This window comes from Agarivorans sp. QJM3NY_33, from assembly GCF_050870865.2.
In the GTDB taxonomy this organism is placed as follows: Bacteria; Pseudomonadota; Gammaproteobacteria; order Enterobacterales; family Celerinatantimonadaceae; genus Agarivorans.
Genome location: NZ_CP194039.2, coordinates 1,646,078 through 1,671,356, shown reverse-complemented (window position 1 = coordinate 1,671,356; position 25,279 = coordinate 1,646,078). Strand labels below are relative to the sequence as shown.

Here is a 25,279-nt window from a genome sequence, read left to right as displayed (position 1 = left end):
AGCGAAAGACACTTTTAAGCTAAGTGTTTCATGTCATAGTGATTTATTAATCCAAGTCAAAAGAAGTGACAAATTAAAGTTGTAGCCTTTTATCGTTATGTTAACAATTTTATCACGACTGCATGAAAGGAATCACATGAGCGAAGTAGCATTATCCATCTTGCTTTTATCAGCAGTTGCCGTGATTGGTCTCTGGTTTGGAGGCCTAAAAATACGCGGTATAGGCTTGGGCATCGGCGGTGTTTTATTCGGTGGGCTATTTGTCGGCCATTTCGTCAATCAGTTTGGTTGGCACTTAGACCCCCATGCGCTGCACTTTATTAAAGAATTTGGTCTAATTCTTTTTGTTTACACTATTGGTATCCAAGTTGGCCCCGGCTTCTTTGCTTCATTAAAAGCAAGCGGCTTAAAACTCAATTTGCTCGCAGCAGGAATTGTGCTCATTGGAGGGATAACCGCGGTATCCCTGCACTTTATTTTCAACTTACCACTCAATGTTTTTCTAGGCATTTATAGTGGTGCCGTCACCAATACGCCATCGCTAGCGGCTGGTCAGCAAATTTTGCAAGAATTGGGGATGAACGACCAGCAAACCACTCAGCTCGGTTTAGGTTATGCAATGGCTTATCCCTTTGGCATTTTGGGGATCCTGTTATCGATGTCGATCATCCGCTTGGTATTTCGAATTAATGTAGATAACGAAGCGGAACGTTTTGATAACGCCAAAGGCAAGAAGAAGAAAAGCTTACAAGACATCAACGTCATCATCCAAAATCCAAACCTTGATGGTTTGGCTTTCTCCCAACTCAATAAATTAATCGGCGACGAACTCATCTGTTCCCGGGTAAAAAGTAATGGCGAATTGAAAGTCCCTAGCCCTGATATGTTGATGCATAAAGGTGACTACTTACATCTCGTCGGACCAAATCGAACACAATTAGAACAAGCAACAATCATTATCGGTGAAGAAATTAACGAGTCATTATCGACCAAGGGCACATTGTTACGCAGTGAACGAGTCGTGGTGACAGAAGAACGCCTTCTGGGTAAAAAGCTTAGTGAACTCGACTTTAAGAATAATTTTAATGTGGTGGTTTCGCGCCTGCATCGCGCAGGTGTCGAACTGGTGGCCAACAAAGATTCTATCTTACAATTTGGCGATATTCTTAATATTGTCGGCCCTTCAGAAGATGTCGATAAGGTCGCCACGAGTTTAGGAAATCTGCGCAGTAAACTACAGCAAGTACAAATGTTACCCATTTTCATTGGCATCGGCTTAGGGGTGTTGCTAGGATCATTGCCATTAGCAATCCCTAGCCTCCCCGCACCATTAAAACTAGGTCTAGCTGGTGGTCCGCTCATTGTGGCAATAATTCTAGCGCGGATCGGCAGTATTGGGCGCCTATATTGGTTTATGCCTCCCAGTGCAAATTTAGCTCTAAGAGAAATTGGCATTGTATTATTTTTAGCCGTAGTTGGTATTAACTCTGGCGCTAACTTCATTGAAACCCTACTCGATGGTGACGGCCTCACTTGGATGTTTTATGGTGCCTTTATCACTTTAATTCCGCTACTAACCATTGGCCTGATTGGGCGCTATCTGGTAAAGCTCAATTATTTAAGCTTATGTGGCTTAATGGCTGGCTCTATGACCGATCCACCAGCACTCGCTTTTGCGAACTCAATTCATAGTACTTCGGGCGCCTCAGCCTTAGCCTATGCCACCGTCTACCCCTTAGTGATGTGTTTACGGATCTTATCGCCCCAAATCATCGCTGTATTACTCTGGGTTGCAGCCTAAGCTTTCCATAGCGTAACTTGGCCAGCTTTCACACTGGCTAAGTTGCCAATTCAATTACAAAAGCCTCCGGCATTGAGCCTCGCCCCACGTTTAGCTTAAAAAACACTGACATTTATCTATCTAACATGCCAAAATAGCGCCATCTAGAATCGTCAATCACTAGTTAAAGAAGAATCGATGTCTGCACAAATAATTGATGGAAAAAAAATTGCCTTACAAGTTCAAGATCGAGTTGCGGAGCGAGTAAAGCAACGGATCAGTGAAGGAAAACGCCCGCCAGGTTTAGCGGTTATTTTGGTGGGCGACAATCCTGCTTCGCAAGTTTACGTCGGCAGTAAACGTCGGGTATGTGAAGCGGTTGGCTTTATATCAAAATCGATCGACCTCGACGATAATACGGACGAGCAAACCTTGCTCGCTGAAATCGACGCGCTCAACGAAGACCCTCTCATTGATGGCATTTTAGTTCAGTTACCATTACCAGAAGGTATCGAGGAAACAAAAGTAATTGAGCGGATCCGCCCCGATAAAGATGTTGATGGCTTCCACCCATACAACATTGGTCGATTGGCGCAACGAATTCCAGCACTACGCCCTTGTACTCCGAAAGGCATTATAACGTTGATTGAGTCCACAGGCGTTAGTCCCTATGGCTTAGAAGCGGTTGTTGTTGGGGCTTCTAATATCGTCGGACGGCCAATGACTCTTGAGCTACTATTAGCAGGCTGTACCACCACCACTTGCCACCGCTTTACCAAAGACTTAGAAGCCCATGTTCGTCGGGCTGACTTAGTCATCGTGGCGGTAGGTAAGCCACAGTTTATTCCTGGAGAATGGATTAAACCCGGTGCAATGGTGATCGATGTAGGCATTAATCGCTTAAACAACGGCAAACTTGCTGGTGACGTAGAATACGAAGTGGCTCGCCAACACGCAGCATTCATTACTCCTGTACCTGGAGGTGTTGGGCCAATGACCGTTGCAACTTTAATTGAGAATACTCTTGAGGCTTGTGAACAATTTCACGATCTGTAGTCGTTAAAGGCGAGTACTAACTCTCAGTATTCGCCTTTTTTTAGACGGTAACGACATACTTAAGCTAGTTTTATAAAGAGTAATCTTTGAGATAGTTTATGTTAGCCCGTTATTTAGTTGCACTTAGCTTGGCTCTCTCTCTTCACTGCCGCGCAGAGCCCATCTCCTTCGTAACGGAAAATCTGCGCCCATACAATTATGTAGAGAATGCCCATTTAACCGGGCTTTCAGTTGAGCTAATAAAACTCGTATGGCAAGAAATGGGACAAGCGCCTCAAGCTATCAAGCTACAAACTTGGGAAAAAGCCTATTATTTGCTTCAGCATCGACCCAATATGGCTTTATTCTTAACCATGCGTAGTCCTAGACGTGAAACTCTGTTTCATTGGGCATGTCCAATTACCCGCTCAAAAATCGAACTGGTCGCCTTAAGATCTCGGTCAATTAAAATCACTCACCTAGCGCCGCCCCCACCCTTATTATTTGGCGCGATGAAAGCCAGCGTAGGCGAGCAACTATTACTCAGTCAGGGGATCACGCCAGAACAAATTATATTTACTGCCGACTTTGAGAAATCGCTACGTCTGCTCATTCGTCGGCGCGTGGATGTAATCGCCTCGGAGCCAGAAGTCATCGCACAAACAGCCAAAGCATTGGGTTATGATGAGGAGTTATTTGAATCGATCTTTCAACTCGGTACGCTCGAAGGCTGTTATGCCTTCAGTCTCGGCACAGATCCGAGCTACTTAGAACGCTTTCAGCACGCTTTAACTCGAGTGACAGCAAGCCCCCAATACCAACAGTTATTGAAAAAATATAAGTTATAAAAAAGGCGGTCAAGCCGCCTTTTTAATGATAATCAATAAACTGTTCTACAACTAAGCTCTTCGCCACGTCGTCCCAGAAGCACCATCTTCAAGTACAATTCCCATCTCTGTGAGACGAGCGCGAGCGACATCTGCAGCCGCCCAGTCCTTATGATTACGAGCCTGATTACGCGCAACAATTAATGCCTCGATTTCAGCAACTTCGCTATCATGCTCACCCTGTAAAAAACTCTCTACGTCCTGGCCTAGAATACCCAACACGCCACTTAACTCGAGTAGCAAACTCGCATACTGTCCAGCCAACTCACTATCGCTGTCTTTTAAACGGTTCACATCTTTAGCCAATTCAAATAATACCGGAAGCGCTTCTGGCGTATTAAAGTCATCATCCATAGCCGCTTTAAACTGACTACGGTAAGCCTCTGCAAGTGCATCATCAATTGGCTTTAGCTCTACATGACGTAGCGCCGTATATAAACGCTCTAATGCGGAACGCGACTGCTTTAAGTTATCTTCCGAATAATTGAGCTGACTTCGATAGTGTCCAGACAATAAGAAATAACGCACGGTTTCTGGGTCGTAAACTTCAAGTACATCTTTAATAGTAAAGAAATTCCCCAAAGATTTAGACATTTTCTCTTTGTTGACCTGCACCATCCCTGAATGCATCCAGTAATTCACATAGTGGGTACCGTGAGCACAGCAGGACTGAGCGATTTCATTTTCATGATGAGGAAAGGCCAAATCGGAGCCGCCGCCATGAATATCAAAGACTTCGCCGAGATGCTTCATGTTCATCGCCGAACACTCGATATGCCAACCGGGGCGGCCTTTCCCCCACGGAGAATCCCACATCGGCTCACCAGGCTTAGCGCTCTTCCATAACACAAAATCAAGCGGGTTACGCTTATCTTCTCCCACTTCCACCCGTGCGCCGGCTTGTAACATATCCAAATTTTGTAGGCTCAACTTGCCATAATCTGCAAAGCTATTCACTTCAAACAGTACATCGCCACTCTCTGCCACATAGGCATGACCATTGGCAATTAACTTTTCAATAACATCGATAATCTCAGGCATATGCGTAGTTACCCGAGGTTCTACATCGGGACGCAGCATATTTAGTGCGTCAAAATCGGCATGCATGGCGGTCGTAAAACGTTCCGTTAGGGCTTCACAACTTTCGCCATTTTCCGCTGCGCGATTAATGATTTTGTCATCAACGTCAGTAATATTACGAACGAAATTAAGCTCGAAACCAGACCAGCGTAAATAACGAGCCACTGTATCGAAAGCCACAAAAGTACGCGCGTGTCCAATGTGACAATAATCGTAAATGGTAACGCCACAAACATACATACCAACCTTCCCTTCAATCAAAGGTTTGAAGGCCTGTTTTTTACGCGTCAAGGTATTGTATATCTGTAACATCTATATTATTTCCTGTTCCATTTACTAACTGTCGATAAAGAGTCACATTCTATCATTGCCGCCTAGGAAAAACAGCCGAATTAAGCGCGACGACTAGTCACTAAGCCAACGAAGGTTTAGAATCGGGGCACTAACGATAAAAAGGTAAAATAATGGTTACTTTACACACTAATTTTGGCGACATAGTCATTAAGCTATTCGAAAGTGAAGCCCCTAAAACCACGGCAAACTTTTTGGCCTATGCTAAAGAAGGTTTTTATAACGACACTATTTTTCACCGCGTCATCGATGGCTTTATGGTGCAAGGCGGTGGCTTCGCTTCAGGTATGGAAGAAAAAACCACTAAAGCGCCGATTAAAAATGAAGCGAACAATGGTTTATCCAACAAAACTGGCACCCTCGCGATGGCTCGAACCATGGAGCCTCATTCGGCATCAGCACAGTTTTTTATCAACGTAAATGACAATGCCTTCCTCGACTTTAAAAGCGAAACCAGCGAAGGTTGGGGTTACTGCGTATTTGCTGAAGTGATAGAAGGAATGGATGTTGTAAATAAAATCAAAGGCGTAGACACTGGCAACTTTGGTTATGTGCATGCCGATGTCCCCTTAGAAGAAGTGCTCATCACTTCGGTCAGCGTTGCGGAATAAGCGCTAAGTGCTCACCTATTTCATCTCTGATTTACATCTCAGTGAACAGCGGCCCGATATTATTCGGGCCTTTATTGAGTTTATTGAACAACAAGCCCCTCAAGCAGACGCCTTATATATTCTTGGCGATTTATTCGAGTTTTGGATTGGCGACGACGATCAAACACCGGTTGCTCTGCAAGTAGAGCAAGCACTGCTTGCTTTGGCAGAACAAGGCGTTCCGACTTACTTTATTCATGGCAACCGAGATTTTATGGTTGGCAAGGATTATGCGCGACGTTGTCGAATGATCCTACTTGAAGAAGAAGAAGTCATCGACTTATATGGTAAAAAGGTGCTGATCCTGCATGGTGATACTTTGTGTACCGACGATCAGGGCTACCAAGAATATCGAGCGATCACCCAAAAGCGCTGGCTAAGACGTCTATTTTTGTTACTTCCGCTATTTATTCGGCAAATTCTTGCCAATAAAATTCGTAGCAAAAGTAAACAAGCCAACAAAAGTAAATCACTCGGTATCATGGATGTAAACCAAGGAGAAGTGGAGCAACGTTTTAAACAGCGTCAGATTGATTATATGATCCATGGGCATACCCACCGCCCAGACATCCATCAAATCAAGTTGGGCACCACCTCAACTATGTATCGCGTTGTATTAGGCGATTGGTACCAGCAGATGAGTGTATTACGAATCGACTCACATGGCTTGGATCTGAGTTCAGCGCAACAGCATCAGCAACTGAAACTAGACTAATATCTTGCCGCAATGCCACGCCTACCCACAAAGATTAAGTATCGCGCGAAACTTAATCTTTCACGGTCAATTTTAGTTTAAGCTAAACCCTTGTTATCACTACGATGCAGTGCGTGAACCACGCATAAACAGCGTCTTTCTCAAGCAACGCTTCAAATCTAATCTTTCACTCGTCTGTATAAATTGTTAGGTCATTCTCGTGAATTCAAATGCGGTTAGACAAATCGAATAACAAACGTCTGTCTGATTGATGATGTCATCCCCCCTGCATTAAGTGATTTGAAGCCTAGCGCACAAAAAAACTAAAGAACAATATTTATACAGAAAGAGATAATATGACTTGACGACTTCACAGACTTCGCGCATAACTTAATAGTAAATGTTGCAAACTTGTTAACTACCGAGGGTGAACATATGTTATTTAGTCATGTATGGGGCTTGGCTTCACATACCAAAGAAGAATGGCGAGACATCGACAAACACCATGAAGGAATTGGAGCCAGTTTATCTCATTTGCTATTGATGGCCCTCATTCCAGCAATCTGTGGCTACTTTTCCACGGTGCATATTGGTTGGAAAGTTGGCACAAATAGTTTTTCTCTAACCAGCGAAAGTGCCATCTTTATGTCCCTGGCGATGTATGCAGCCCTCGTGACGAGTGTCCTGTGCTTAGCTTTAGCTGCACAATGGATGGCAAAGACTTTTAATGCCGACACCACTTACCAGCAAACCTTAGAGTTATCGGCCTATGTCGCTACTCCTATTTTCATGGTGGGTTTCGCCGGCCTGTACCCTGAGCCATGGTTTGTGATGGTGGCAGGCTTAGTTGGCCTCACTTATTCGATCTACCTGCTTTACACTGGGGTTCCGATTATTATGCATATCCCAGAAGAGCGCGGATTTATCTATGCGAGTAGCTTGGTCACGGTTGGCTTAGTCGTTCTAGTATCGGTTCTCATCGCAACGGTCATTCTGTGGTCCACTGGCGCAGGGCCCGTTTTTGCAAATTAGAATCACAACTCATTGATAAACTACAGAACAAAAAAGCCCGCTCAGTGAGCGGGCTTTTTACTACTTCAAACGTCTACGTTTAGCCGCTTGACCTTGGGTTCTGGTGCGATGTTTACGAACCGACTTTCTGATACGTTGAGTACTGCGGACGCGATCAGCAACTTTAATCACGGTATTATCTTCTTTATTTAGTTGAACCAATTGACGTAAATAGTTCACTTGTTCTAATGGCATTTCTTGCCAGCCACTGCGTGGTAGTCCTTTCGGTAACGGCAATAAACCATAGCGAACTCGGATCAGGCGACTCACTTGTACACCTTGAGACTCCCACATCCGTCGCACTTCACGGTTACGACCTTCGCTTAGGGTGACCGAGTACCATTGGTTAATCCCCTCACCGCCTTGGCGCCTTACCGTGGTAAAAGTCGCCTTACCATCTTCCAGCTCAACGCCACTGCGCAAGCGATGGATCATCGCATCATCAACATCGCCAAATACCCGTACCGCATATTCTCGCTCAACTTCGAAACTCGGATGCATTAAACGATTCGCCAACTCTCCATCGGTCGTAAACAACAACAAACCAGAGGTATTAATATCCAAACGTCCCACCGCAATCCAACGGCCATTTTGTAGCCGCGGCAAACGTTCAAACACCGTTTCACGCCCCTCGGGATCATTTCTGGAACAAATTTCGCCTTCCGACTTGTGGTAGGCAAGCACACGACAAATGGTATCTTCAACCTTTTGAATCTGCACTGAGTGGCCATCAACTCGAACCTCTGCGCCTTCTTCAATGCGATCGCCTAACTTCGCCTTAACCCCGTTAACACTCACTCTGCCTGCATCAATAACAGCTTCCATCTCACGACGTGAGCCCAGACCGCTGCGAGCCAGGACTTTTTGAAGTTTTTCACTCATATTTCTTATCCGGATGGTAAAGTGCGCTAAGTCTGAAAGTCTTGCGGCAGTTTTTCAAGTAAAGATTGATCTAATTCTGGCAAATCAGTCAAATCTTTCAAACCAAAATAATCAAGAAAGGCGGTTGTAGTGGCCAGTAGACTAGGTCTGCCCGGAACTTCTTTGTGACCAACCACTCGGATCCAGCCTCTATCTTTGAGCACGCTAATAATATGGCTACTCACCGCAACCCCGCGTATGGCCTCAATCTCACCACGAGTCAAGGGCTGCCGATAAGCAATCAACGTCAAGGTTTCTAACAGTGCTCGGCTAAATTTAGGCGCTTTCTCCGCCCATAAATTAGCTAATTGAGGAGCAAATTCTTGGCGCGCACGAAACTGGTAACCACTAGCAGTTTCTATCAGCTCAATTCCCGAATCTTGATAACGCAAGCTCAATTCTTCCAAAATCATATTCACTTGAGCACGAGCAAGTCCCACATCAGCTAACACACTGGCTTGTAGTTCTTTAACACTCAATGGTCGAGCGGCAACAAATAATGCCGCTTCCACCAGTTTGACGAGATTTGGTTTTGCAGACATAGTTAATCACGCATCTCATTCACCAAAATAACTTGAATCGGCATTAAGGGCTGACTCTGCACACACTTGATGTAGCCTTCCTTAATGAGTTCTAAAATCGCTAAGAAGCTAACGACCAAGCCGCTACGACCTTCACTCTGGCTAAATAGCTGGGTAAATTCAACAAATTGATGCTGTTGCAAGCGCGCCAAAATATCACTCATTCGCTGCCGAGTAGATAGTTTTTCTCTTTTAATTTCATGATGCTCAAAATTACTAACTCGCTGTACAATGCGACGCATCGCTTCAATGAGCTCATCCATAGCCACTTCAGGATAAATTAACTTAACAGGCAACTCTGCGGGCTTAGCAACCGAGGCTAAAAAAATATCGCGCTGCTCACGTGGTAACTCATCCAGCCTGTCACTCGCATTTTTATACAACTCATATTCTTGTAAACGCCGGATCAATTCAGCTCTCGGATCATCTTCAGCTTGTTCATGTTCTTGCACTGGCAATAAGCAGCGAGACTTAATTTCCGTCAGTAAGGCCGCCATCACCAAGTATTCCGCTGCAAGCTCAAGTTTTAGCTGTCGCATTGCTTCCATATATTCCATGTATTGCTGCGTAATCGCGAGCACAGGAAGACGTTCGATATCTAATTTCTGCTTACGGATCAGGTATAATAGTAAGTCGAGGGGTCCTTCGAAATTCTCTAAAATAACCTCCATTGCATCTGGAGGTATAAATAAATCATTGGGAATATTTAACCAAGGCTCACCGTTCACGCTTGCTAAAGTTAATTGCTGAGTTGGAGAGGCCTTATCTAACATTACTCAAAAGGGGCGGTATCGCCCGAACCTCTGCGGATGATTTCCATACTATCTTCCGACAAATCAATCACTGTGGTCGGCTGCTCACCCAAATATCCACCATTAATAATAAGATCGACATGGTGTTCAAGCGTATCGCGAATTTGTTCAGGATCGGATTCGGTGTAATCGTTCCCAGGTAAAATAAGACTACAGGACATCAAGGGTTCGCCTAAGGCTTCTAGCATTGCAAGTGCGATCTTATCGTTAGGAACCCGAATACCGATGGTTTTGCGCTTAGGATTAAGCAAACGCCTTGGTACCTCCTTGGTTCCTTTAAAAATAAAGGTGTAGGCTCCCGGTGTATTATTGCGTAATAAACGATAGGCAAGATTCCCGACACGAGCATATTCAGATAATTCAGATAGGTCACGACACATCAAGGTAAAATGATGATTTTTATCCAGTTGACGGATCCTACATATTCGTTCTAATGCCGCTTTATCACCAATATGGCAACCAATGGCATATCCTGAATCGGTGGGGTAAATCACAACCCCCCCACTTTTGATCAACCCTGCAGCTTGGTTCATTAAACGCTGTTGTGGGTTATCCGGGTGAACATAGAAAAATTGACTCATAACTATTCCTGCGCTCTCGAGCGTCTTGAAGAATCATCGCTATTATATTCCTTCCAGCCACAGAGTGCAGGCTAAAGCTGTAAACAACTAAAAATAAACGCTTTAAGTAACGAGTGATTACAGTGAGTACTTCGTTCACGTCATTGTTTTCGCACATTTTACTTTTACTGAATGGCCGGAGTGGGAATTACTTTGTTTGCCAACGTAACCAAATCGGTTGACACTTCTCTGGTAAGTGTAACCCCCGAGCCAACTCACGCCAAGTAGAAGGATGATGAAAATCAGAGCCTTGAGAAGAACTTAAGTGATGTTGTTCAGCTAAGTCAGCCAACCATGCCATTTGATCTTTCGACATCTGTGGCATCGCCACTTCTATACCGTCCCCCTCCACATCGGCAAACTCAGCGATCAGTTTTCGGATCCACTTATTCGACAAATCATAATGGGTTGGATGCGCCAATACCGCGACGCCACCGGCTTGATGGATAAGTTGGACCGCCTCTGCAATACTCATCCAATTATTCGGTACATAACCGGTATTTCCACGACGTAGATATTTGTCGAAGACCTTATTAAAATTACTCGCCAGTCCCCGCTCCACTAACACTCGAGCAAAATGAGATCGAGTAATTGGTGCCTTACCAGACAGCACTTTAGCTTGCTCATATACTTGCTCAATCCCCGCCTTTGCGAGGCGTTTCCCCATTTCAATTGCTCTAATTTCACGCTTTTCCCGCTGCACCAGCAACTGCTGTTGTAGAACAGGATTCGTAATATCGATATTCAAGCCAACAATATGAATATCGAAAGCATGCCAAGCAGTGGAAATTTCGGTTCCAGCGATCAGCTCTAAATGTTTGGCCTGAGCTTGGGCAGCAGCAATGCCATCAGTCGTATCGTGATCGGTGATCGCTAGCATTTCGACTTGCATGTTCTCGGCGCGCATCACCAACTCCTCTGGCGTTAAACCGCCATCAGAAGCTGTTGTGTGACTATGCAAATCAAATCTCATTTAATTTCCTAAATTTTTTCTTGACTTAGTAAGGTCATTTAAAGTTAACTAATCTTATCAGAATGACTAAGGATAAACATGACAACTTTTCTTCTAACCAACAAATCTTGGTGGTGGCGCACTCCGAATTAGACGGGTGTGAGTTGTTGTATTTCCAATACATTGAACAGAACAACAAAGCCCGCTTAAAGCGGGCTTTTTTTATATTTGCGCTACGGCTTCACTAGGAGTAACGAACTATGGCTACCCCACCTAGGGTACAACTAAAGAATATCCAGATCGATGCCAGCTATGTGCATGATCCACTTAGTCTTTATCAAGAATTGTGTAAAGAAAGCCAACAAAATGTATTGCTTGAATCGGCGGAAATAGACAGTAAGGAAAACCTCAAAAGTCTCATATTGGCCGATGCAGCAGTTAAAATTAGCTGCCATGGACGAGAAGTGACATTTGTTGCTATATCACCCAATGGCGAGTCGGTCTTAGCCGACGTTACCGCAAATTTAGAACCATCGCTAATTACCCAGCAAACCTCAAAACAACTCGTCGTAGACTATCCCCTTCCGACAGCCAATTTAGACGAAGACTCTCGCTTAAAAGCCAGCTCTCCAGTTGATGCGTTACGTTTATTAGTCACACTTTATGGCTCGCAAACAGACTTCAATGAAGGCTTATTTATCGGTGGAGTATTTGCTTACGACTTCATTGCCAGCTTTGAACAACTGCCAACAGTTGCCGATAGCACCAATGCCTGCCCTGACTTTCAATTCTATCTCGCCGAAAGCTTGCTATTAATCGACCATCAACAGCAAGTGACCCATATCATCGGTTCACTATTCAATGACCACGAGAGCTCACGAATCACTCAGCGTTTAAGCCACTTGGCTGAATTATGTGAAACGGAGAACCACCAGCAAGAGTCAGCGGTACCAACTAATTATCAAGCTAAAATAAGCACCGACATTAGCGACGCCCATTATTGCGAACATGTTGAAACCTTAAAAGACTATATTCGTCAGGGTGATATTTTTCAGGTCGTTCCCTCGCGCAGCTTTCAACTGGCCTGTCCCGATAGTCTCGCCGCTTACCGAGAATTAAAATTAACCAACCCCAGCCCTTATATGTTCTATCTACAAGATAGTGAATTTGTATTGTTTGGTGCTTCTCCAGAGAGCGCGATTAAGTATTGTTCCAATAGCCGGGATGTCGAGATTTATCCGATAGCAGGGACCCGCAAACGTGGCTTTAACCCCGACGGTTCTATCAATCGAGATTTAGATGGACGCTTGGAGTTAGAACTCCGTTTAGATAAGAAAGAGACCGCCGAACATATCATGCTGGTAGATTTAGCCCGCAATGATGTCGCCCGCATTAGTGAGCCGGGTACTCGTCACGTTGCAGACCTGCTCAAAGTCGATCGCTATAGCCATGTGATGCACTTGGTTTCGCGAGTGATCGGCACCTTGCGCAAAGATTTGGACGCACTACATGCTTACCAAGCGTGCATGAATATGGGAACTCTGGTTGGAGCGCCTAAAATTCGCGCATCAGAGCTAATTAGACAAATCGAGCAACAGCGCCGTGGTAGTTATGGCGGTGCAGTTGGCTACCTCACGGGGAAGGGCGATATGGATACTTGTATTGTGATCCGATCGGCCTTTGTCAAAAACCAAGTCGCTCATGTGCAGGCGGGAGCTGGTATTGTCTATGATTCAGATCCTCAAGCGGAAGCTGACGAAACCCGTAATAAAGCCGCTGCCGTATTAAACGCCATCGCCCGCGCCCACGGCTCAACCTTAAAGGATGTCAGCCATGACTCATAGTGTATTTTTACTCGATAATTTTGACTCTTTTACTTACAACCTAGTTGACCAGTTTCGCAGTCAAGGCTTAGATGTTCATATATATCGTAATCATTTAAGCGCTTCCGAGATCAAACAGCACATTGATGCCTGTCCAGATCTTCCTGTGTTAGTACTATCACCGGGACCGGGCAATCCACAGCAAGCCGGCTGCATGTTAGAGCTCATTGACTTATGCAAAGGGCAAGTGCCAATTATAGGGATCTGCTTAGGTCATCAAGCGCTGGTTGAAAGTTACGGCGGCGAGGTCGGTAAAGCAGAAGAAATTGTGCATGGAAAATCATCATTGATTGAACATGATAATCAGCTAATGTTTGAAGGTTTAACCAATCCGCTTCCGGTGGCGCGTTATCACTCCTTAGTTGCCACCAAAATGCCGACAGGCTTGACAGTAAACGCCCACTACCAACAAATGCCGATGGCCATTATCAATCAACAAGATAAAGTCATTGGTTTTCAATTTCACCCAGAGTCCATATTAACCAGCGAAGGCGCAAGTTTATTAGCTCGTAGCCTTGATTGGGCCACACAAGCAAAGGAGCAAGCATAATGCAGGCAATCTTAGAGCAACTTTATCAAGGGCAAAGCCTCAGCAGCGAGCAAGCGCAACAGGTATTTAGCCAAGTGATTCAAGGTGAAGTCGAGCCGATTGTGTTGTCTTCACTGCTAACGGCCTTAAAAATTAAAGGCGAGACCCCAGAGGAAATTGCTGGTGCGGCGCGCGCGCTATTGGCAAACGCAGCGCCGTTCCCAACGCCCGACTACCCCTTTGCTGACATTGTTGGTACTGGTGGCGATGGCTACAACACCATTAATATCTCGACTACTTCGGCATTTGTGGCGGCAAGTCTTGGAGTTAAAGTTGCCAAACACGGCAACCGCAGCGTCTCCAGTAAATCGGGCTCATCCGATTTACTGGCTGCTTTAGGCATTAATATTCAAATGACACCAGCAACCGCTCGACGCTGCTTAGACGAATTAGGTCTGTGTTTCTTATTTGCACCGCAATACCATGCTGGTGTCCGCCATGCGATGCCAGTACGACAAACCCTGAAGACCCGAACCATTTTTAATGTACTCGGCCCCCTAATTAATCCGGCTCACCCAACCATGGAAGTGATGGGGGTTTATGATCCAGCCTTAATTTCGCCAATTGCTCATACCTTACAACAACTGGGTATGAAAAAAGCCATGGTAGTACACGGCGCAGGTCTAGATGAAGTGGCCATTCATGGTCCCACTCAAATTGCCGAAGTAAATGGTGAAAGCATCCGAGAATATACCCTCGACCCCAGCGACTTCGGAGTAAAACAAGCTGCGATAGAAGCCCTTGAAGGCGGAACCCCAGAACAAAACAAAACCATCACCTTAGCTTTATTACAAGGTAAGGCCACAGAGGCGCAGCAAGCAGCGGTTGCCGTAAATGTAGCTCTGTTATTAAAGCTCGCCGGCAAAGCCGACAATGTCGGTCAGGGCGTAAATATGGCCATTGAAGAAATGGCTTCAGGCCGCCCCTTAGCGTTAGCCCACAAATTAGCGGAGATGAGTCAGTGAGTCATAATCAAAATCAAGCGACCATCTTAGATGAAATTGTGGCAGATAAAGAAATCTGGTTAGCCGAGCGTATGCAACGTCAACCCTTAAACAGCTTTATCAACCAAGTGGAGCCCAGTGACCGGAGCTTTTATCAGGCGCTATCAGGAACGCCTGCCAAGTTTATTCTGGAATGCAAAAAAGCATCCCCTTCGAAGGGATTGATCCGACCTGAGTTTGATTTAGATTTTATTGCTGGTGTTTACAAAAACTATGCGGCAGCTATCTCGGTATTAACCGATAGCAAGTACTTTCAAGGTGAGTTTGAATACGTCACTCAAGTGCGCGAACAGGTTTCACAGCCAGTATTATGCAAAGACTTCTTTATAGATGAATACCAAATTTACTTAGCCCGCTATCACCAAGCCGATGCCATTTTACTGATGCTGTCGGTGCTTGACGATAATGAATACAGCTTACTGGCAGACGTCGCGCATAAGCTTAAATTGGGTGTATTGACCGAGGTGAGTAATCAACAAGAACTAGAACGAGCAATTGCTTTAAATGCTAAAGTCATCGGCATTAATAACCGTAACTTGCGCGATCTATCGATCACTTTAGAACGGACTCCTGAGTTAGCCAAACAAATTCCAGAAGACCGGATCATCATTTCAGAATCAGGGATCTATAAACACCAGCAAGTAAGAGAACTAGCCAAATACGCCAACGGCTTTTTAGTCGGTAGTTCACTTATGAGCCAAGACGATGTCGATATGGCTTGCCGTAAACTGATCCTCGGTGAAAACAAGATTTGCGGTTTAAGCCGTGAACAAGACGTGATCGCCGCACATCAAGCTGGTGCTGTTTACGGTGGTTTAATTTTCGCCGAAAAATCACCGCGGCATATCAGCCTAGCCCAAGCTCGGCAATTAATTCAAGCCGCCCCACTCAATTTTGTGGGTGTGTTTGTCAATCATCCCCTCGAGGACGTTGCGGCCATTGCCAACCAACTACAACTGCATGCTGTACAACTCCATGGCAGCGAGGACGAACAGTACATTCACCAGCTAAAATCCCTATTGAATCACAGCTTAGTATGGAAAGCCCTCGCCGTTGCGACACAACTTCCCGAAGCCCCTAAAAATGCCGATAAGATCCTGTTTGATAGCAAAATCGCCGACCAATTTGGCGGCACAGGGCAAACCTTCGATTGGCAACTATTAGGTGAGCACAGTCAAGGTGCGATGTTAGCTGGAGGTATATCGCCAGACAACATACAGCAAGCGCTCACACTCGGTGCTGCGGGCTTAGATCTAAATTCTGGGGTAGAACAAAGCCCTGGCATAAAAGATGCCCACAAAATCGCCAGAGCGTTTCAACTAATTAGAGACTACTAAGGGAACCCCTTAGGTAATCATTCAACCCTTTAATGACGAATAAGAGCTAACAATGAGTAAATTAGATGCCTATTTTGGAGAATTTGGCGGGCAATTTGTCCCACAAATTCTAGTACCGGCGCTCGATCAACTCGAGCAAGCCTTTATCGATGCTCAGCAAGATCCTGAGTTTATCGCTGAGTTTAACCACCTGTTGAGTGAATATGCGGGTAGACCGACCCCACTCACCCTATGTCGTAACCTGACCAAGGGAACCAACACCAAGATCTACCTCAAACGTGAAGATTTATTGCACGGTGGTGCCCACAAGACCAATCAGGTACTGGGCCAAGCACTGCTTGCCAAACGTATGGGGAAACATGAAATTATCGCCGAAACGGGCGCTGGCCAGCATGGTGTCGCCACTGCGCTAGCCTGTGCCCTACTGGGACTCAAGTGTCGAGTATATATGGGCGCAAAAGACTGTGAGCGTCAAGAACCCAATGTATTCAGAATGAAATTAATGGGCGCAGAAGTCATTCCGGTACATAGCGGCTCATCCACCCTCAAAGATGCTTGCAATGAAGCATTACGAGACTGGGCAGCAAGCTATGACACCGCACACTACTTACTTGGCACGGCTGCTGGCCCACATCCTTTCCCTACCATTGTACGGGAATTCCAGAAAATGATCGGCGAAGAAGCCAAACAGCAAATTCTAAAAGCCGAAGGCCGTTTGCCAGATGCAGTCATCGCCTGTGTCGGAGGCGGCTCGAATGCCATTGGCATTTTTGCTGATTTCATCGAAGAAAAAGGTGTACAGCTGATCGGCGTAGAGCCTGCGGGTAAAGGGATTGATACCGACCAACACGGCGCACCACTGAAGCACGGTCGTAAAGGTATGTTCTTTGGCATGCACTCTTTGCTAATGCAAGATCCTAACGGTCAGATTGAAGAGTCTTACTCCATTTCAGCGGGGTTAGATTTCCCATCAGTAGGGCCACAGCATGCCCACCTTAATTCAATCGGCCGAGCCAGCTATGAGTCAGCCACCGATGAAGAGGCCCTAGCAGCCTTCCAAACCTTGGCTGAAAGCGAGGGCATCATCCCAGCCTTAGAGTCGGCTCATGCTTTAGCATATGCTCTCAAGCTAGCGCAGCAAGATAAGAGTAAACAACAAATCTTGGTGGTCAATCTGTCGGGTCGTGGTGACAAAGATATCTATACTGTCGCAGATATCTTCGCTAAAAGAGGAGGCTTATAATGACACAACGTTACCAAAACCTATTTCAACGCCTAGCAGCCGATAAGCAAGGTGCCTTTGTCCCATTTGTAACTTTAGGTGACCCTGCCATGGAGCAATCACTCGCCATCATCGACGCCTTAATCGAAGGAGGTGCTGATGCCTTAGAACTCGGGATCCCGTTTTCCGATCCCGTCGCCGATGGCCCAACCATTCAAGGTGCCAACGTAAGAGCTTTACAAGCGGGCATAACCCCCCCCGATTGCCTAGCTATGCTCTGCCGAATTAGGGCCAAACATCCCGAGGTACCAATCGGTTTACTGCTCTATGCAAACCTCGTCTATTCAACTGGGATTGATAATTTCTATCAAAAGTTGGCCCAAGCAGGCGTAGATTCGGTACTGGTTGCCGATGTACCGATCCGCGAGTCGGCGCCTTTTAGAGCAGCCGCCAATAAACATGGCTTACAAAGCATTTTTATCGCACCGCCCAACGCAGATGATACGATCTTGAAAAAAGTTGCCGAATATAGCCAAGGCTACACCTATCTGGTTAGTCGAGCAGGCGTGACTGGCACCGAAACCAAAGCCGGTACGCCTGTGGGTAAACTACTCGACAAATTAAAACAGTACCAGGCACCACCGGCACTGCTTGGTTTTGGTATTTCAACGCCTCAACAAGTAACCGAAACAATTGCAGCTGGCGCTGCTGGAGCAATTTCTGGATCGGCAGTAGTGAAACTTATCGAGAATCATCTAGAGCAACCGACTCAAATGCTAACCGCGCTCAAAGACTTTGCCTCGCAAATGAAAGCCGCTACCGTTTAGGCGAAGAACTTGCTACTATCAAAAGCCGCTATAATTAGCGGCTTTTTATTTACCGCTAGCCCTGAGGAATTATGAAACAATTTTTCGAATTCATTCCATTGATCATTTTTTTCGCTGTATACAAAATGCAAGATATTTATGCAGCAACCTTCGCGTTAATCATTTCCACAGCGCTTCTCTTAGCAGCCTCTTACATAAAAAATAAAAAAATTGAGAAGATGCATTTAATCTCCTTTGTCTTGATCTTGGTTTTTGGTGGTCTCACGCTAATTCTACGCGATGATGACTTTATTAAGTGGAAACCCACAGTGATCAATTGGCTATTCGGTTTAGTCTTATTAGTCAGTCAGTTTGTTTTCAAAAGTCCCTTAATCAAAAAAATGCTTGGTAAGGAGATGACGCTTCCTGAATCCATATGGGGTAAAGTGAATGTTGCTTGGGCTCTTTTTTTTATGAGCTGTGGCACGCTTAACCTCTACATCGCTTTTAACTTTTCAGAAGACTTCTGGGTGAACTTTAAAGTATTTGGATTACTTGGGCTAACCTTGGTATTCACCGTTGCAACTGTTGCTTATCTGTATAAACATCTCCCTAAAGAACAGCAGCAATCGCTATCGGAAAAAGAGGATAATTAAGCATGTGGTATGTAATTTTTGCTGAAGACGTAGAAAATAGCCTAGAACAACGCAAACAAGCCAGACCCGCCCACTTAGCACGACTGCAAGCACTGGTAAATGAAGGACGACTGCTGGTCGCAGGCCCAAACCCAGCGATTGATGCAGAGGATCCTGCTGAAGCTGGATTCACCGGTTCAACAGTTATCGCCGAATTTCAAAACTTGGAGCAAGCCGTCGCTTGGGCAAATGCCGACCCATATGTCGAAGCCGGCGTATACGCTAAGGTCATCGTGAAACCCTTCAAGAAAGCACTTCCTTAAAAGATCCCTAGGCAAAGTCTACTGCCTAGCTTTCTACTAGTAGTACATATCTAAATAGCCCAATTGAGTGATTTGTTATTTAACTATTTATTCTAAGGTTAACCATGGTTTAAGCACAAAAGGAGCAAACCATGAGATTGATCCAAAGACTAATTCTAATATTCTGTCTTGCTAGTATGAACTACGTTTATGCCCAAGAAACAAACCAAGTATTAAACCTAAATACCGCCAACTCCGAACAACTAGTGACACTCAAAGGCGTAGGTAAAAGTAAATCATTAGCTATCATTGAATATCGTCAAACCCATGGCAACTTTAAGAACATTGAACAAATTGTCTTAGTACCAGGGATCGGAGAAAAAATTTACTTGGATAATAAAGATAAGCTATATGTCGAGTAAATTAATGATTTAGCCTTTCGATACAACACTCGCCCTTGACCCCGCTATCAAACAGCTATTCAAGGGCGAACTTCATCTTTAAGTTAATGTTCTCAAAGAAATTTTATTAATTCGTGTAAAGCCTCCCCATTTCTTAACAAACTCAATTTTAATTGTCATTTCTCCGTGCTAAAGTGCGCTGCATTATTCCTCCCTATTCAAGGAACTGAGTATGACTACATCAGTCAAAAAAGCGGTACTACCGGTAGCCGGTTTAGGCACCAGAATGTTGCCCGCCACTAAAGCCATCCCCAAAGAAATGCTGCCCATCGTCGATAAGCCATTGATCCAATATGTAGTCCAAGAAGCAATAGCGGCAGGCATTAAAGAAATAATTTTAGTCACTCATTCTAGTAAAAACTCTATTGAGAATCATTTTGATACCAGTTTTGAATTAGAAGCTACCTTAGAAAAAAGGGTGAAACGACAATTATTAGAAGAAGTTCGCTCTATTTGTCCAAAAGATGTCACCATCATGCATGTCCGCCAAGGTGTTGCTAAGGGCCTCGGGCACGCGATACTGTGTGCACATCCGCTGATTGGAGATAATCCTTTTGCGGTATTGTTACCTGACGTAATTCTAGATGACTCAACATCGAACTTAAAAACTGAAAACCTCGCTGACATGGTGAACAAATACAACCAAACGGGCTCTAGTCAAATCATGGTTGAAGCGGTTGCTAACGAAGATGTCAGCAAATTTGGGATCGTCGATATTAATGGCAATAATATCAAACCCGGTGAATCGGCTGATATGGTAGCCACCATTGAAAAACCAAACATCGCTGATGCGCCATCAAACCTTGCTGTCGTTGGACGTTATGTTTTATCTGCGCAGATATGGAAAGAGTTGGCCAAAACGCCACCAGGCGCCGGAGATGAAATCCAACTCACCGATGCAATTGCAAGCTTGATGGAAAAAGAAACAACCCAAGCTTATTATATGCTGGGCAAAAGCCACGACTGCGGTAGCAAGTTTGGTTACTTAAAAGCCATCGTAGAGTTTGCGCTACGTCACCCCGAACTCAAAGATCGCTTTCAAAACTACCTAAAGGAACTAAAATTATAAACGCAGATTCACTGGAAAATAATCGTAATCAGTGATAAATATGTAAGTAGATGTGGAAAGCATCTTAACTAAGTCATACAATGAGATAGTTATACAATTTATACAGGGAAATTTCATGAAAAAATTAGTTTTAGTCGCAGCTGCCGCTTTGGCAATGTCTGGTAATGTATTTGCTGCTGAAGCAGCAGCTGGTGCAGCTGGTGCCGGTGGCGCTGCTGGCGGTGCTGCTGGTGTAACTGGCGCAGTTGTTGGTGGTGTTGTAGCTACTACCGCTGTAGTTGGTATCGCATCAAACCAAAGCAATGATAGTGTAACTGGTGGTACTTCTACCTCTACTAGCACTTCAACTGCTCAGTAATTATTAAGCAGTGAAATAAAGAACGAGCTTTAAGCTCGTTTTTTTATGTCTGTTGCCTCAATAAGCAGTTAACAATTACCCGAATAATCTCTAAGGGTTTTAATGTAAATTCTAAACTCTAGATATTCACCCTCATATGTAAGAACTCGAGGCTGCTGATTTAATAACAATTGCACTAACTATCTGATCTAATAGCTTATCGCTCATTCAAGTACTTATCCGCATGCATACACCTGATGAACTGAAACGACTCTTTAAAAAACCTCAGATCCTAGATTAAAAATTCGCTTCATGGCTATCTACCCCTTTAAGCGTGGCTACAAGCGCACACAGGTGCTTGGGAAAGATGATGTGAGCGTCCAAATTCTTCCCGAACTTCCCTACGCAAGAGTCGAAGTCTAGAAAGCAAAAAAGCCTTTCATATCCTGAAAGGCTTTTTCATATAGTGAAAACTGCATTTATCTGATTTATCGCAGGATCAGACTTCAATTTTCGCAGCCCGCATCATCATGAACACTGCTTCGCCTTGGCTGCCCTTGCTAATTGACAGCCCTTGCTAAATCTCAAACATAAAAAAAGCCTATCCCGTGAGGATAGGCTTTCTCTCAATAGGCGCCTGGCAATATCCAGCCTACTTTCACATGGCAATTTCAGACATAAAAAAACCCAGCACATAGCTGGGTTTTTAAAATAGGTGCCTGGCAGTGACCTACTTTCACATGGGGAGACCCCACACTATCATCGGCGCAGTTGCGTTTCACTTCTGAGTTCGGCATGGGTTCAGGTGGTTCCACAACGCTATTGCCACCAGGCAAAAACTTGTTGTCTTTAACATTCGAAAAAACTGATATATCCCACGAGTATAACAAGCACTCTTGGTTCTAAAATAAAGTATCTATAAGCAACACCCTTTAGGTGTTGTATGGTTAAGCCTCACGGGTAATTAGTACAAGTTAGCTCAATGCCTCACAGCACTTACACACCTTGCCTATCAACGTTGTAGTCTCCAACGGCCCTTCAGAGGACTTAAAGTCCTAGTGAGAATTAATCTCAAGGCCTGCTTCCCGCTTAGATGCTTTCAGCGGTTATCAGTTCCGAACGTAGCTACTGGGCAATGCTATTGGCATAACAACCCAAACACCAGCGGTTCGTCCACTCCGGTCCTCTCGTACTAGGAGCAGCTCCCTTCAATTCTCAAACGCCCACGGCAGATAGGGACCGAACTGTCTCACGACGTTCTAAACCCAGCTCGCGTACCACTTTAAATGGCGAACAGCCATACCCTTGGGACCGACTTCAGCCCCAGGATGTGATGAGCCGACATCGAGGTGCCAAACACCGCCGTCGATATGAACTCTTGGGCGGTATCAGCCTGTTATCCCCGGAGTACCTTTTATCCGTTGAGCGATGGCCCTTCCATACAGAACCACCGGATCACTATGACCTACTTTCGTACCTGCTCGACGTGTCTGTCTCGCAGTTAAGCTGGCTTATGCCATTGCACTAACCGTACGATGTCCGACCGTACTTAGCCAACCTTCGTGCTCCTCCGTTACTCTTTGGGAGGAGACCGCCCCAGTCAAACTACCCACCAGACACTGTCCGCATCCCGGATAACGGGACAACGTTAGAACATCAACACTACAAGGGTGGTATTTCAAGGTCGGCTCCACATCATCTAGCGACAACGCTTCAAAGCCTCCCACCTATCCTACACATGTAGGGTCAATGTTCAGTGTCAAGCTGTAGTAAAGGTTCACGGGGTCTTTCCGTCTAGCCGCGGGTACACCGCATCTTCACGGCAATTTCAATTTCACTGAGTCTCGGGTGGAGACAGCTTGGCCATCATTACGCCATTCGTGCAGGTCGGAACTTACCCGACAAGGAATTTCGCTACCTTAGGACCGTTATAGTTACGGCCGCCGTTTACCGGGGCTTCGATCAATAGCTTCGCTTGCGCTAACCACATCAATTAACCTTCCGGCACCGGGCAGGCGTCACACCGTATACGTCATCTTTCGATTTAGCACAGTGCTGTGTTTTTAATAAACAGTTGCAGCCAACTGGTATCTGCGACTGCCGTCAGCTCAGGGAGCAAGTCCCATCACCAACAGCAGCGTACCTTCTCCCGAAGTTACGGTACCATTTTGCCTAGTTCCTTCACCCGAGTTCTCTCAAGCGCCTTGGTATTCTCTACCCAACCACCTGTGTCGGTTTGGGGTACGGTTTCGTATAATCTGAAGCTTAGAGACTTTTCCTGGAAGCAGGGCATCAACCACTTCATCACCTTAGTGACTCGTCATCAATCCTCAGCCTTAGACACCCGGATTTTCCTAAGTGTCCAGCCTACAACCTTAAACGCGGACAACCAAACGCCGCGCTGGCCTAGCCTTCTCCGTCCTCCCATCGCAATTATACGAAGTACAGGAATATTAACCTGTTTCCCATCGACTACACTTTTCAGTCTCGCCTTAGGGGCCGACTCACCCTGCTCTGATTAACATTGAACAGGAAACCTTGGTCTTTCGGCGAGGGGGCTTTTCACCCCCTTTATCGTTACTCATGTCAACATTCGCACTTCTGATACCTCCAGCAATCCTTACGAATCACCTTCAACGGCTTACAGAACGCTCCTCTACCGCACTTGCAAAGCAAGTACCCGTAGCTTCGGTGCATAGCTTAGCCCCGTTACATCTTCCGCGCAGGCCGACTCGACCAGTGAGCTATTACGCTTTCTTTAAATGATGGCTGCTTCTAAGCCAACATCCTGGCTGTCTAAGCCTTCCCACATCGTTTCCCACTTAGCTATGACTTTGGGACCTTAGCTGACGGTCTGGGTTGTTTCCCTTTTCACGACGGACGTTAGCACCCGCCGTGTGTCTCCCGGATAGTACTTAGTGGTATTCGGAGTTTGCAAAGGGTTGGTAAGTCGGGATGACCCCCTAGCCTTAACAGTGCTCTACCCCCACTAGTATTCGTCCGAGGCGCTACCTAAATAGCTTTCGAGGAGAACCAGCTATCTCCCGGTTTGATTGGCCTTTCACCCCCAGCCACAAGTCATCCGCTAATTTTTCAACATTAGTCGGTTCGGTCCTCCAATTGGTGTTACCCAATCTTCAACCTGCCCATGGCTAGATCACCGGGTTTCGGGTCTAATCCCAGCAACTATGCGCGCAGTTAACACTCGGTTTCCCTACGGCTCCGCTATTCGCTTAACCTTGCTACTGAAATTAAGTCGTTGACCCATTATACAAAAGGTACGCAGTCACCCCATAAAGAGGCTCCCACTGCTTGTACGTATACGGTTTCAGGTTCTATTTCACTCCCCTCACAGGGGTTCTTTTCGCCTTTCCCTCACGGTACTGGTTCACTATCGGTCAGTCAGGAGTATTTAGCCTTGGAGGATGGTCCCCCCATATTCAGACAACATATCACGTGTGCCGTCCTACTCGTTTTCACTTCAAATCACCTTTCGTGTACGGGGCTATCACCCGCTACGGCCAAACTTTCCAGCTTGTTCCACTAAATTATAAGAAGCTTAAGGGCTAATCCGGGTTCGCTCGCCGCTACTACCAGAATCTCGGTTGATTTCTTTTCCTCCGGGTACTTAGATGTTTCAGTTCCCCGGGTTCGCCTCGCAACGCTATGTATTCACGTTACGATACTGCATAAAATGCAGTGGGTTTCCCCATTCGGAAATCCATGTCTATTACGTCTTTTATCGACTCAACATGGCTTATCGCAGATTAACACGTCCTTCATCGCCTCTGACTGCCAAGGCATCCACCGTATACGCTTAGTCACTTAACCATACAACACCTAAATGTTGTCGCTTAAATCACTTGAATGGTCAGGCTGTATAAATCCTGCCACTCGAGTACGATCACCTTATTTTTTTGAATACCAAAAACACTTGTTATTTAACTCGTATTTTTGAGATATTTTTTATCAGCTTTTCCAAATTGTTAAAGAGCATTCGGCTTCTTAGAAACCAAAGCTAAGCACTGTATCAACATAATGCTTAGCTTTATTTTCTTAAACCAAGAGAGAAATGGTATCCCGTACGAGATTTGAACTCGTGTTACCGCCGTGAAAGGGCGGTGTCCTAGGCCTCTAGACGAACGGGACACTGCGTTAGCTGTTCTCGTTGGTTCTAAACCACACTAGAACTTCTCTCTT

23 protein-coding genes, 1 tRNA gene and 2 rRNA genes are annotated in these 25,279 nt (G+C 45.4%); 17 read left to right on the top strand and 9 right to left on the bottom strand.

Annotation, left to right across the window (positions count from 1 at the left end; translation table 11 throughout):
- The first annotated feature begins 136 nt into the window (after positions 1 to 136).
- The 3 genes from ACRRSY_RS07515 to ACRRSY_RS07505 all read left to right on the top strand — a co-directional run bounded on the left by ACRRSY_RS07515 (position 137) and on the right by ACRRSY_RS07505 (position 3,663).
- Positions 137 to 1,801 (top strand): putative transporter, encoded by a 1,665-nt coding sequence (locus tag ACRRSY_RS07515; RefSeq protein ID WP_432453805.1) that lies wholly within the window; start codon positions 137 to 139, stop codon positions 1,799 to 1,801.
- 177 nt (positions 1,802 to 1,978) lie between these two features.
- Entirely contained in the window at positions 1,979 to 2,836 is an 858-nt protein-coding gene (gene folD, locus ACRRSY_RS07510; RefSeq protein ID WP_432453806.1) for a bifunctional methylenetetrahydrofolate dehydrogenase/methenyltetrahydrofolate cyclohydrolase FolD, read from the top strand.
- Positions 2,837 to 2,934: 98 nt separating this feature from the next.
- Positions 2,935 to 3,663: a substrate-binding periplasmic protein gene (locus tag ACRRSY_RS07505; RefSeq protein WP_432453807.1), complete on the top strand. Its 729-nt coding sequence runs from the start codon at positions 2,935 to 2,937 to the stop codon at positions 3,661 to 3,663.
- A gap of 51 nt (positions 3,664 to 3,714) precedes the next feature.
- Here ACRRSY_RS07505 and cysS read toward each other — a convergent pair whose 3' ends face one another.
- A complete protein-coding gene (cysS, locus tag ACRRSY_RS07500; protein WP_432453808.1) occupies positions 3,715 to 5,094 on the bottom strand; it encodes a cysteine--tRNA ligase in 1,380 nt (459 codons plus the stop codon).
- 152 nt (positions 5,095 to 5,246) lie between these two features.
- On the opposite strand from cysS, the gene ACRRSY_RS07495 reads away from it, so the two are divergent.
- The 3 genes from ACRRSY_RS07495 to ACRRSY_RS07485 all read left to right on the top strand — a co-directional run bounded on the left by ACRRSY_RS07495 (position 5,247) and on the right by ACRRSY_RS07485 (position 7,509).
- Positions 5,247 to 5,744, top strand: a complete 498-nt coding sequence (locus tag ACRRSY_RS07495) for a peptidylprolyl isomerase (protein ID WP_432453809.1) — start codon at positions 5,247 to 5,249, stop codon at positions 5,742 to 5,744.
- 7 nt (positions 5,745 to 5,751) lie between these two features.
- Positions 5,752 to 6,498, top strand: coding sequence for a UDP-2,3-diacylglucosamine diphosphatase (lpxH, locus tag ACRRSY_RS07490; RefSeq protein WP_432453810.1), 747 nt, complete (start codon positions 5,752 to 5,754; stop codon positions 6,496 to 6,498).
- A gap of 414 nt (positions 6,499 to 6,912) precedes the next feature.
- Positions 6,913 to 7,509, top strand: a complete 597-nt coding sequence (locus ACRRSY_RS07485; protein ID WP_432453811.1) for a Yip1 family protein — start codon at positions 6,913 to 6,915, stop codon at positions 7,507 to 7,509.
- 60 nt (positions 7,510 to 7,569) lie between these two features.
- Here ACRRSY_RS07485 and rluB read toward each other — a convergent pair whose 3' ends face one another.
- The 5 genes from rluB to rnm all read right to left on the bottom strand — a co-directional run bounded on the left by rluB (position 7,570) and on the right by rnm (position 11,455).
- Entirely contained in the window at positions 7,570 to 8,430 is an 861-nt protein-coding gene (gene rluB / locus ACRRSY_RS07480; RefSeq protein ID WP_432453812.1) for a 23S rRNA pseudouridine(2605) synthase RluB, read from the bottom strand.
- 26 nt (positions 8,431 to 8,456) lie between these two features.
- Positions 8,457 to 9,011, bottom strand: a complete 555-nt coding sequence (gene scpB / locus ACRRSY_RS07475; protein ID WP_432453813.1) for an SMC-Scp complex subunit ScpB — start codon at positions 9,009 to 9,011, stop codon at positions 8,457 to 8,459.
- 2 nt (positions 9,012 to 9,013) lie between these two features.
- The gene (locus tag ACRRSY_RS07470; RefSeq protein ID WP_432453814.1) at positions 9,014 to 9,823 is read right to left on the bottom strand and encodes a segregation and condensation protein A; all 810 of its coding nucleotides are present in this window, start codon (positions 9,821 to 9,823) and stop codon (positions 9,014 to 9,016) included.
- Positions 9,823 to 10,443 (bottom strand): L-threonylcarbamoyladenylate synthase, encoded by a 621-nt coding sequence (locus tag ACRRSY_RS07465; protein WP_432453815.1) that lies wholly within the window; start codon positions 10,441 to 10,443, stop codon positions 9,823 to 9,825. Before ACRRSY_RS07465 ends, ACRRSY_RS07470 begins: the two co-directional genes overlap by 1 nt.
- Positions 10,444 to 10,630: 187 nt before the next feature.
- Positions 10,631 to 11,455, bottom strand: a complete 825-nt coding sequence (gene rnm / locus ACRRSY_RS07460) for an RNase RNM (RefSeq protein WP_432462871.1) — start codon at positions 11,453 to 11,455, stop codon at positions 10,631 to 10,633.
- 239 nt (positions 11,456 to 11,694) lie between these two features.
- Between rnm and ACRRSY_RS07455 the strand changes: the two genes are divergently transcribed.
- The 11 genes from ACRRSY_RS07455 (at position 11,695) to ACRRSY_RS07405 (ending at position 21,100) form a co-directional block, all read left to right on the top strand.
- On the top strand, positions 11,695 to 13,278 hold the full coding sequence (locus ACRRSY_RS07455) for an anthranilate synthase component 1 (RefSeq protein WP_432462870.1): 1,584 nt from the start codon (positions 11,695 to 11,697) through the stop codon (positions 13,276 to 13,278).
- A complete protein-coding gene (locus tag ACRRSY_RS07450) occupies positions 13,268 to 13,867 on the top strand; it encodes an aminodeoxychorismate/anthranilate synthase component II (protein ID WP_432453818.1) in 600 nt (199 codons plus the stop codon). Before ACRRSY_RS07455 ends, ACRRSY_RS07450 begins: the two co-directional genes overlap by 11 nt.
- The gene (gene trpD, locus ACRRSY_RS07445) at positions 13,867 to 14,871 is read left to right on the top strand and encodes an anthranilate phosphoribosyltransferase (RefSeq protein WP_432453819.1); all 1,005 of its coding nucleotides are present in this window, start codon (positions 13,867 to 13,869) and stop codon (positions 14,869 to 14,871) included. Before ACRRSY_RS07450 ends, trpD begins: the two co-directional genes overlap by 1 nt.
- Entirely contained in the window at positions 14,868 to 16,247 is a 1,380-nt protein-coding gene (gene trpCF, locus ACRRSY_RS07440; protein WP_432453820.1) for a bifunctional indole-3-glycerol-phosphate synthase TrpC/phosphoribosylanthranilate isomerase TrpF, read from the top strand. Before trpD ends, trpCF begins: the two co-directional genes overlap by 4 nt.
- Before the next feature lie 52 nt (positions 16,248 to 16,299).
- Positions 16,300 to 17,490 carry a tryptophan synthase subunit beta gene (gene trpB, locus ACRRSY_RS07435; protein ID WP_432453821.1) on the top strand — a complete coding sequence of 397 codons (1,191 nt, stop codon included), beginning with the start codon at positions 16,300 to 16,302 and terminating at the stop codon, positions 17,488 to 17,490.
- Positions 17,490 to 18,296: a tryptophan synthase subunit alpha gene (gene trpA / locus ACRRSY_RS07430; RefSeq protein ID WP_432459018.1), complete on the top strand. Its 807-nt coding sequence runs from the start codon at positions 17,490 to 17,492 to the stop codon at positions 18,294 to 18,296. Before trpB ends, trpA begins: the two co-directional genes overlap by 1 nt.
- Before the next feature lie 71 nt (positions 18,297 to 18,367).
- Positions 18,368 to 18,931 (top strand): septation protein A, encoded by a 564-nt coding sequence (locus ACRRSY_RS07425; RefSeq protein WP_432453823.1) that lies wholly within the window; start codon positions 18,368 to 18,370, stop codon positions 18,929 to 18,931.
- A gap of 2 nt (positions 18,932 to 18,933) precedes the next feature.
- On the top strand, positions 18,934 to 19,233 hold the full coding sequence (locus ACRRSY_RS07420; RefSeq protein WP_432453824.1) for a YciI family protein: 300 nt from the start codon (positions 18,934 to 18,936) through the stop codon (positions 19,231 to 19,233).
- 131 nt (positions 19,234 to 19,364) lie between these two features.
- On the top strand, positions 19,365 to 19,634 hold the full coding sequence (locus tag ACRRSY_RS07415; protein ID WP_432462869.1) for a ComEA family DNA-binding protein: 270 nt from the start codon (positions 19,365 to 19,367) through the stop codon (positions 19,632 to 19,634).
- A gap of 211 nt (positions 19,635 to 19,845) precedes the next feature.
- Entirely contained in the window at positions 19,846 to 20,742 is an 897-nt protein-coding gene (galU, locus tag ACRRSY_RS07410) for a UTP--glucose-1-phosphate uridylyltransferase GalU (protein ID WP_432453826.1), read from the top strand.
- A 115-nt stretch (positions 20,743 to 20,857) separates the two neighbouring features.
- Positions 20,858 to 21,100 carry a hypothetical protein gene (locus ACRRSY_RS07405; protein WP_432453827.1) on the top strand — a complete coding sequence of 81 codons (243 nt, stop codon included), beginning with the start codon at positions 20,858 to 20,860 and terminating at the stop codon, positions 21,098 to 21,100.
- A 696-nt stretch (positions 21,101 to 21,796) separates the two neighbouring features.
- Here the strand turns inward: ACRRSY_RS07405 and rrf are convergent.
- From rrf to ACRRSY_RS07390, 3 genes are all read right to left on the bottom strand, one after another.
- Positions 21,797 to 21,912, bottom strand: a 5S ribosomal RNA gene (gene rrf, locus ACRRSY_RS07400).
- A gap of 110 nt (positions 21,913 to 22,022) precedes the next feature.
- Positions 22,023 to 24,910, bottom strand: a 23S ribosomal RNA gene (locus ACRRSY_RS07395).
- 242 nt (positions 24,911 to 25,152) lie between these two features.
- A tRNA-Glu gene (locus ACRRSY_RS07390) sits at positions 25,153 to 25,228 on the bottom strand.
- Between the last annotated feature and the right edge of the window lie 51 nt (positions 25,229 to 25,279).

Excerpts from the sequence above, each read along its gene's own strand:
- trpB (WP_432453821.1), top strand. The coding sequence starts at position 16,300 with ATGAGTAAATTAGATGCCTATTTTGGAGAATTTGGCGGGCAATTTGTC.
- ACRRSY_RS07415 (WP_432462869.1), top strand. The coding sequence starts at position 19,365 with ATGAGATTGATCCAAAGACTAATTCTAATATTCTGTCTTGCTAGTATG.
- ACRRSY_RS07420 (WP_432453824.1), top strand. The coding sequence starts at position 18,934 with ATGTGGTATGTAATTTTTGCTGAAGACGTAGAAAATAGCCTAGAACAA.
- ACRRSY_RS07450 (WP_432453818.1), top strand. The coding sequence starts at position 13,268 with ATGACTCATAGTGTATTTTTACTCGATAATTTTGACTCTTTTACTTAC.
- ACRRSY_RS07470 (WP_432453814.1), bottom strand. The coding sequence starts at position 9,823 with ATGTTAGATAAGGCCTCTCCAACTCAGCAATTAACTTTAGCAAGCGTG.
- trpD (WP_432453819.1), top strand. The coding sequence starts at position 13,867 with ATGCAGGCAATCTTAGAGCAACTTTATCAAGGGCAAAGCCTCAGCAGC.
- folD (WP_432453806.1), top strand. The coding sequence starts at position 1,979 with ATGTCTGCACAAATAATTGATGGAAAAAAAATTGCCTTACAAGTTCAA.
- ACRRSY_RS07515 (WP_432453805.1), top strand. The coding sequence starts at position 137 with ATGAGCGAAGTAGCATTATCCATCTTGCTTTTATCAGCAGTTGCCGTG.
- cysS (WP_432453808.1), bottom strand. The coding sequence starts at position 5,094 with ATGTTACAGATATACAATACCTTGACGCGTAAAAAACAGGCCTTCAAA.
- ACRRSY_RS07425 (WP_432453823.1), top strand. The coding sequence starts at position 18,368 with ATGAAACAATTTTTCGAATTCATTCCATTGATCATTTTTTTCGCTGTA.
- rluB (WP_432453812.1), bottom strand. The coding sequence starts at position 8,430 with ATGAGTGAAAAACTTCAAAAAGTCCTGGCTCGCAGCGGTCTGGGCTCA.
- ACRRSY_RS07465 (WP_432453815.1), bottom strand. The coding sequence starts at position 10,443 with ATGAGTCAATTTTTCTATGTTCACCCGGATAACCCACAACAGCGTTTA.
- ACRRSY_RS07405 (WP_432453827.1), top strand. The coding sequence starts at position 20,858 with ATGAAAAAATTAGTTTTAGTCGCAGCTGCCGCTTTGGCAATGTCTGGT.
- ACRRSY_RS07505 (WP_432453807.1), top strand. The coding sequence starts at position 2,935 with ATGTTAGCCCGTTATTTAGTTGCACTTAGCTTGGCTCTCTCTCTTCAC.
- trpA (WP_432459018.1), top strand. The coding sequence starts at position 17,490 with ATGACACAACGTTACCAAAACCTATTTCAACGCCTAGCAGCCGATAAG.
- ACRRSY_RS07485 (WP_432453811.1), top strand. The coding sequence starts at position 6,913 with ATGTTATTTAGTCATGTATGGGGCTTGGCTTCACATACCAAAGAAGAA.
- galU (WP_432453826.1), top strand. The coding sequence starts at position 19,846 with ATGACTACATCAGTCAAAAAAGCGGTACTACCGGTAGCCGGTTTAGGC.
- ACRRSY_RS07495 (WP_432453809.1), top strand. The coding sequence starts at position 5,247 with ATGGTTACTTTACACACTAATTTTGGCGACATAGTCATTAAGCTATTC.
- rnm (WP_432462871.1), bottom strand. The coding sequence starts at position 11,455 with ATGAGATTTGATTTGCATAGTCACACAACAGCTTCTGATGGCGGTTTA.
- ACRRSY_RS07455 (WP_432462870.1), top strand. The coding sequence starts at position 11,695 with ATGGCTACCCCACCTAGGGTACAACTAAAGAATATCCAGATCGATGCC.
- scpB (WP_432453813.1), bottom strand. The coding sequence starts at position 9,011 with ATGTCTGCAAAACCAAATCTCGTCAAACTGGTGGAAGCGGCATTATTT.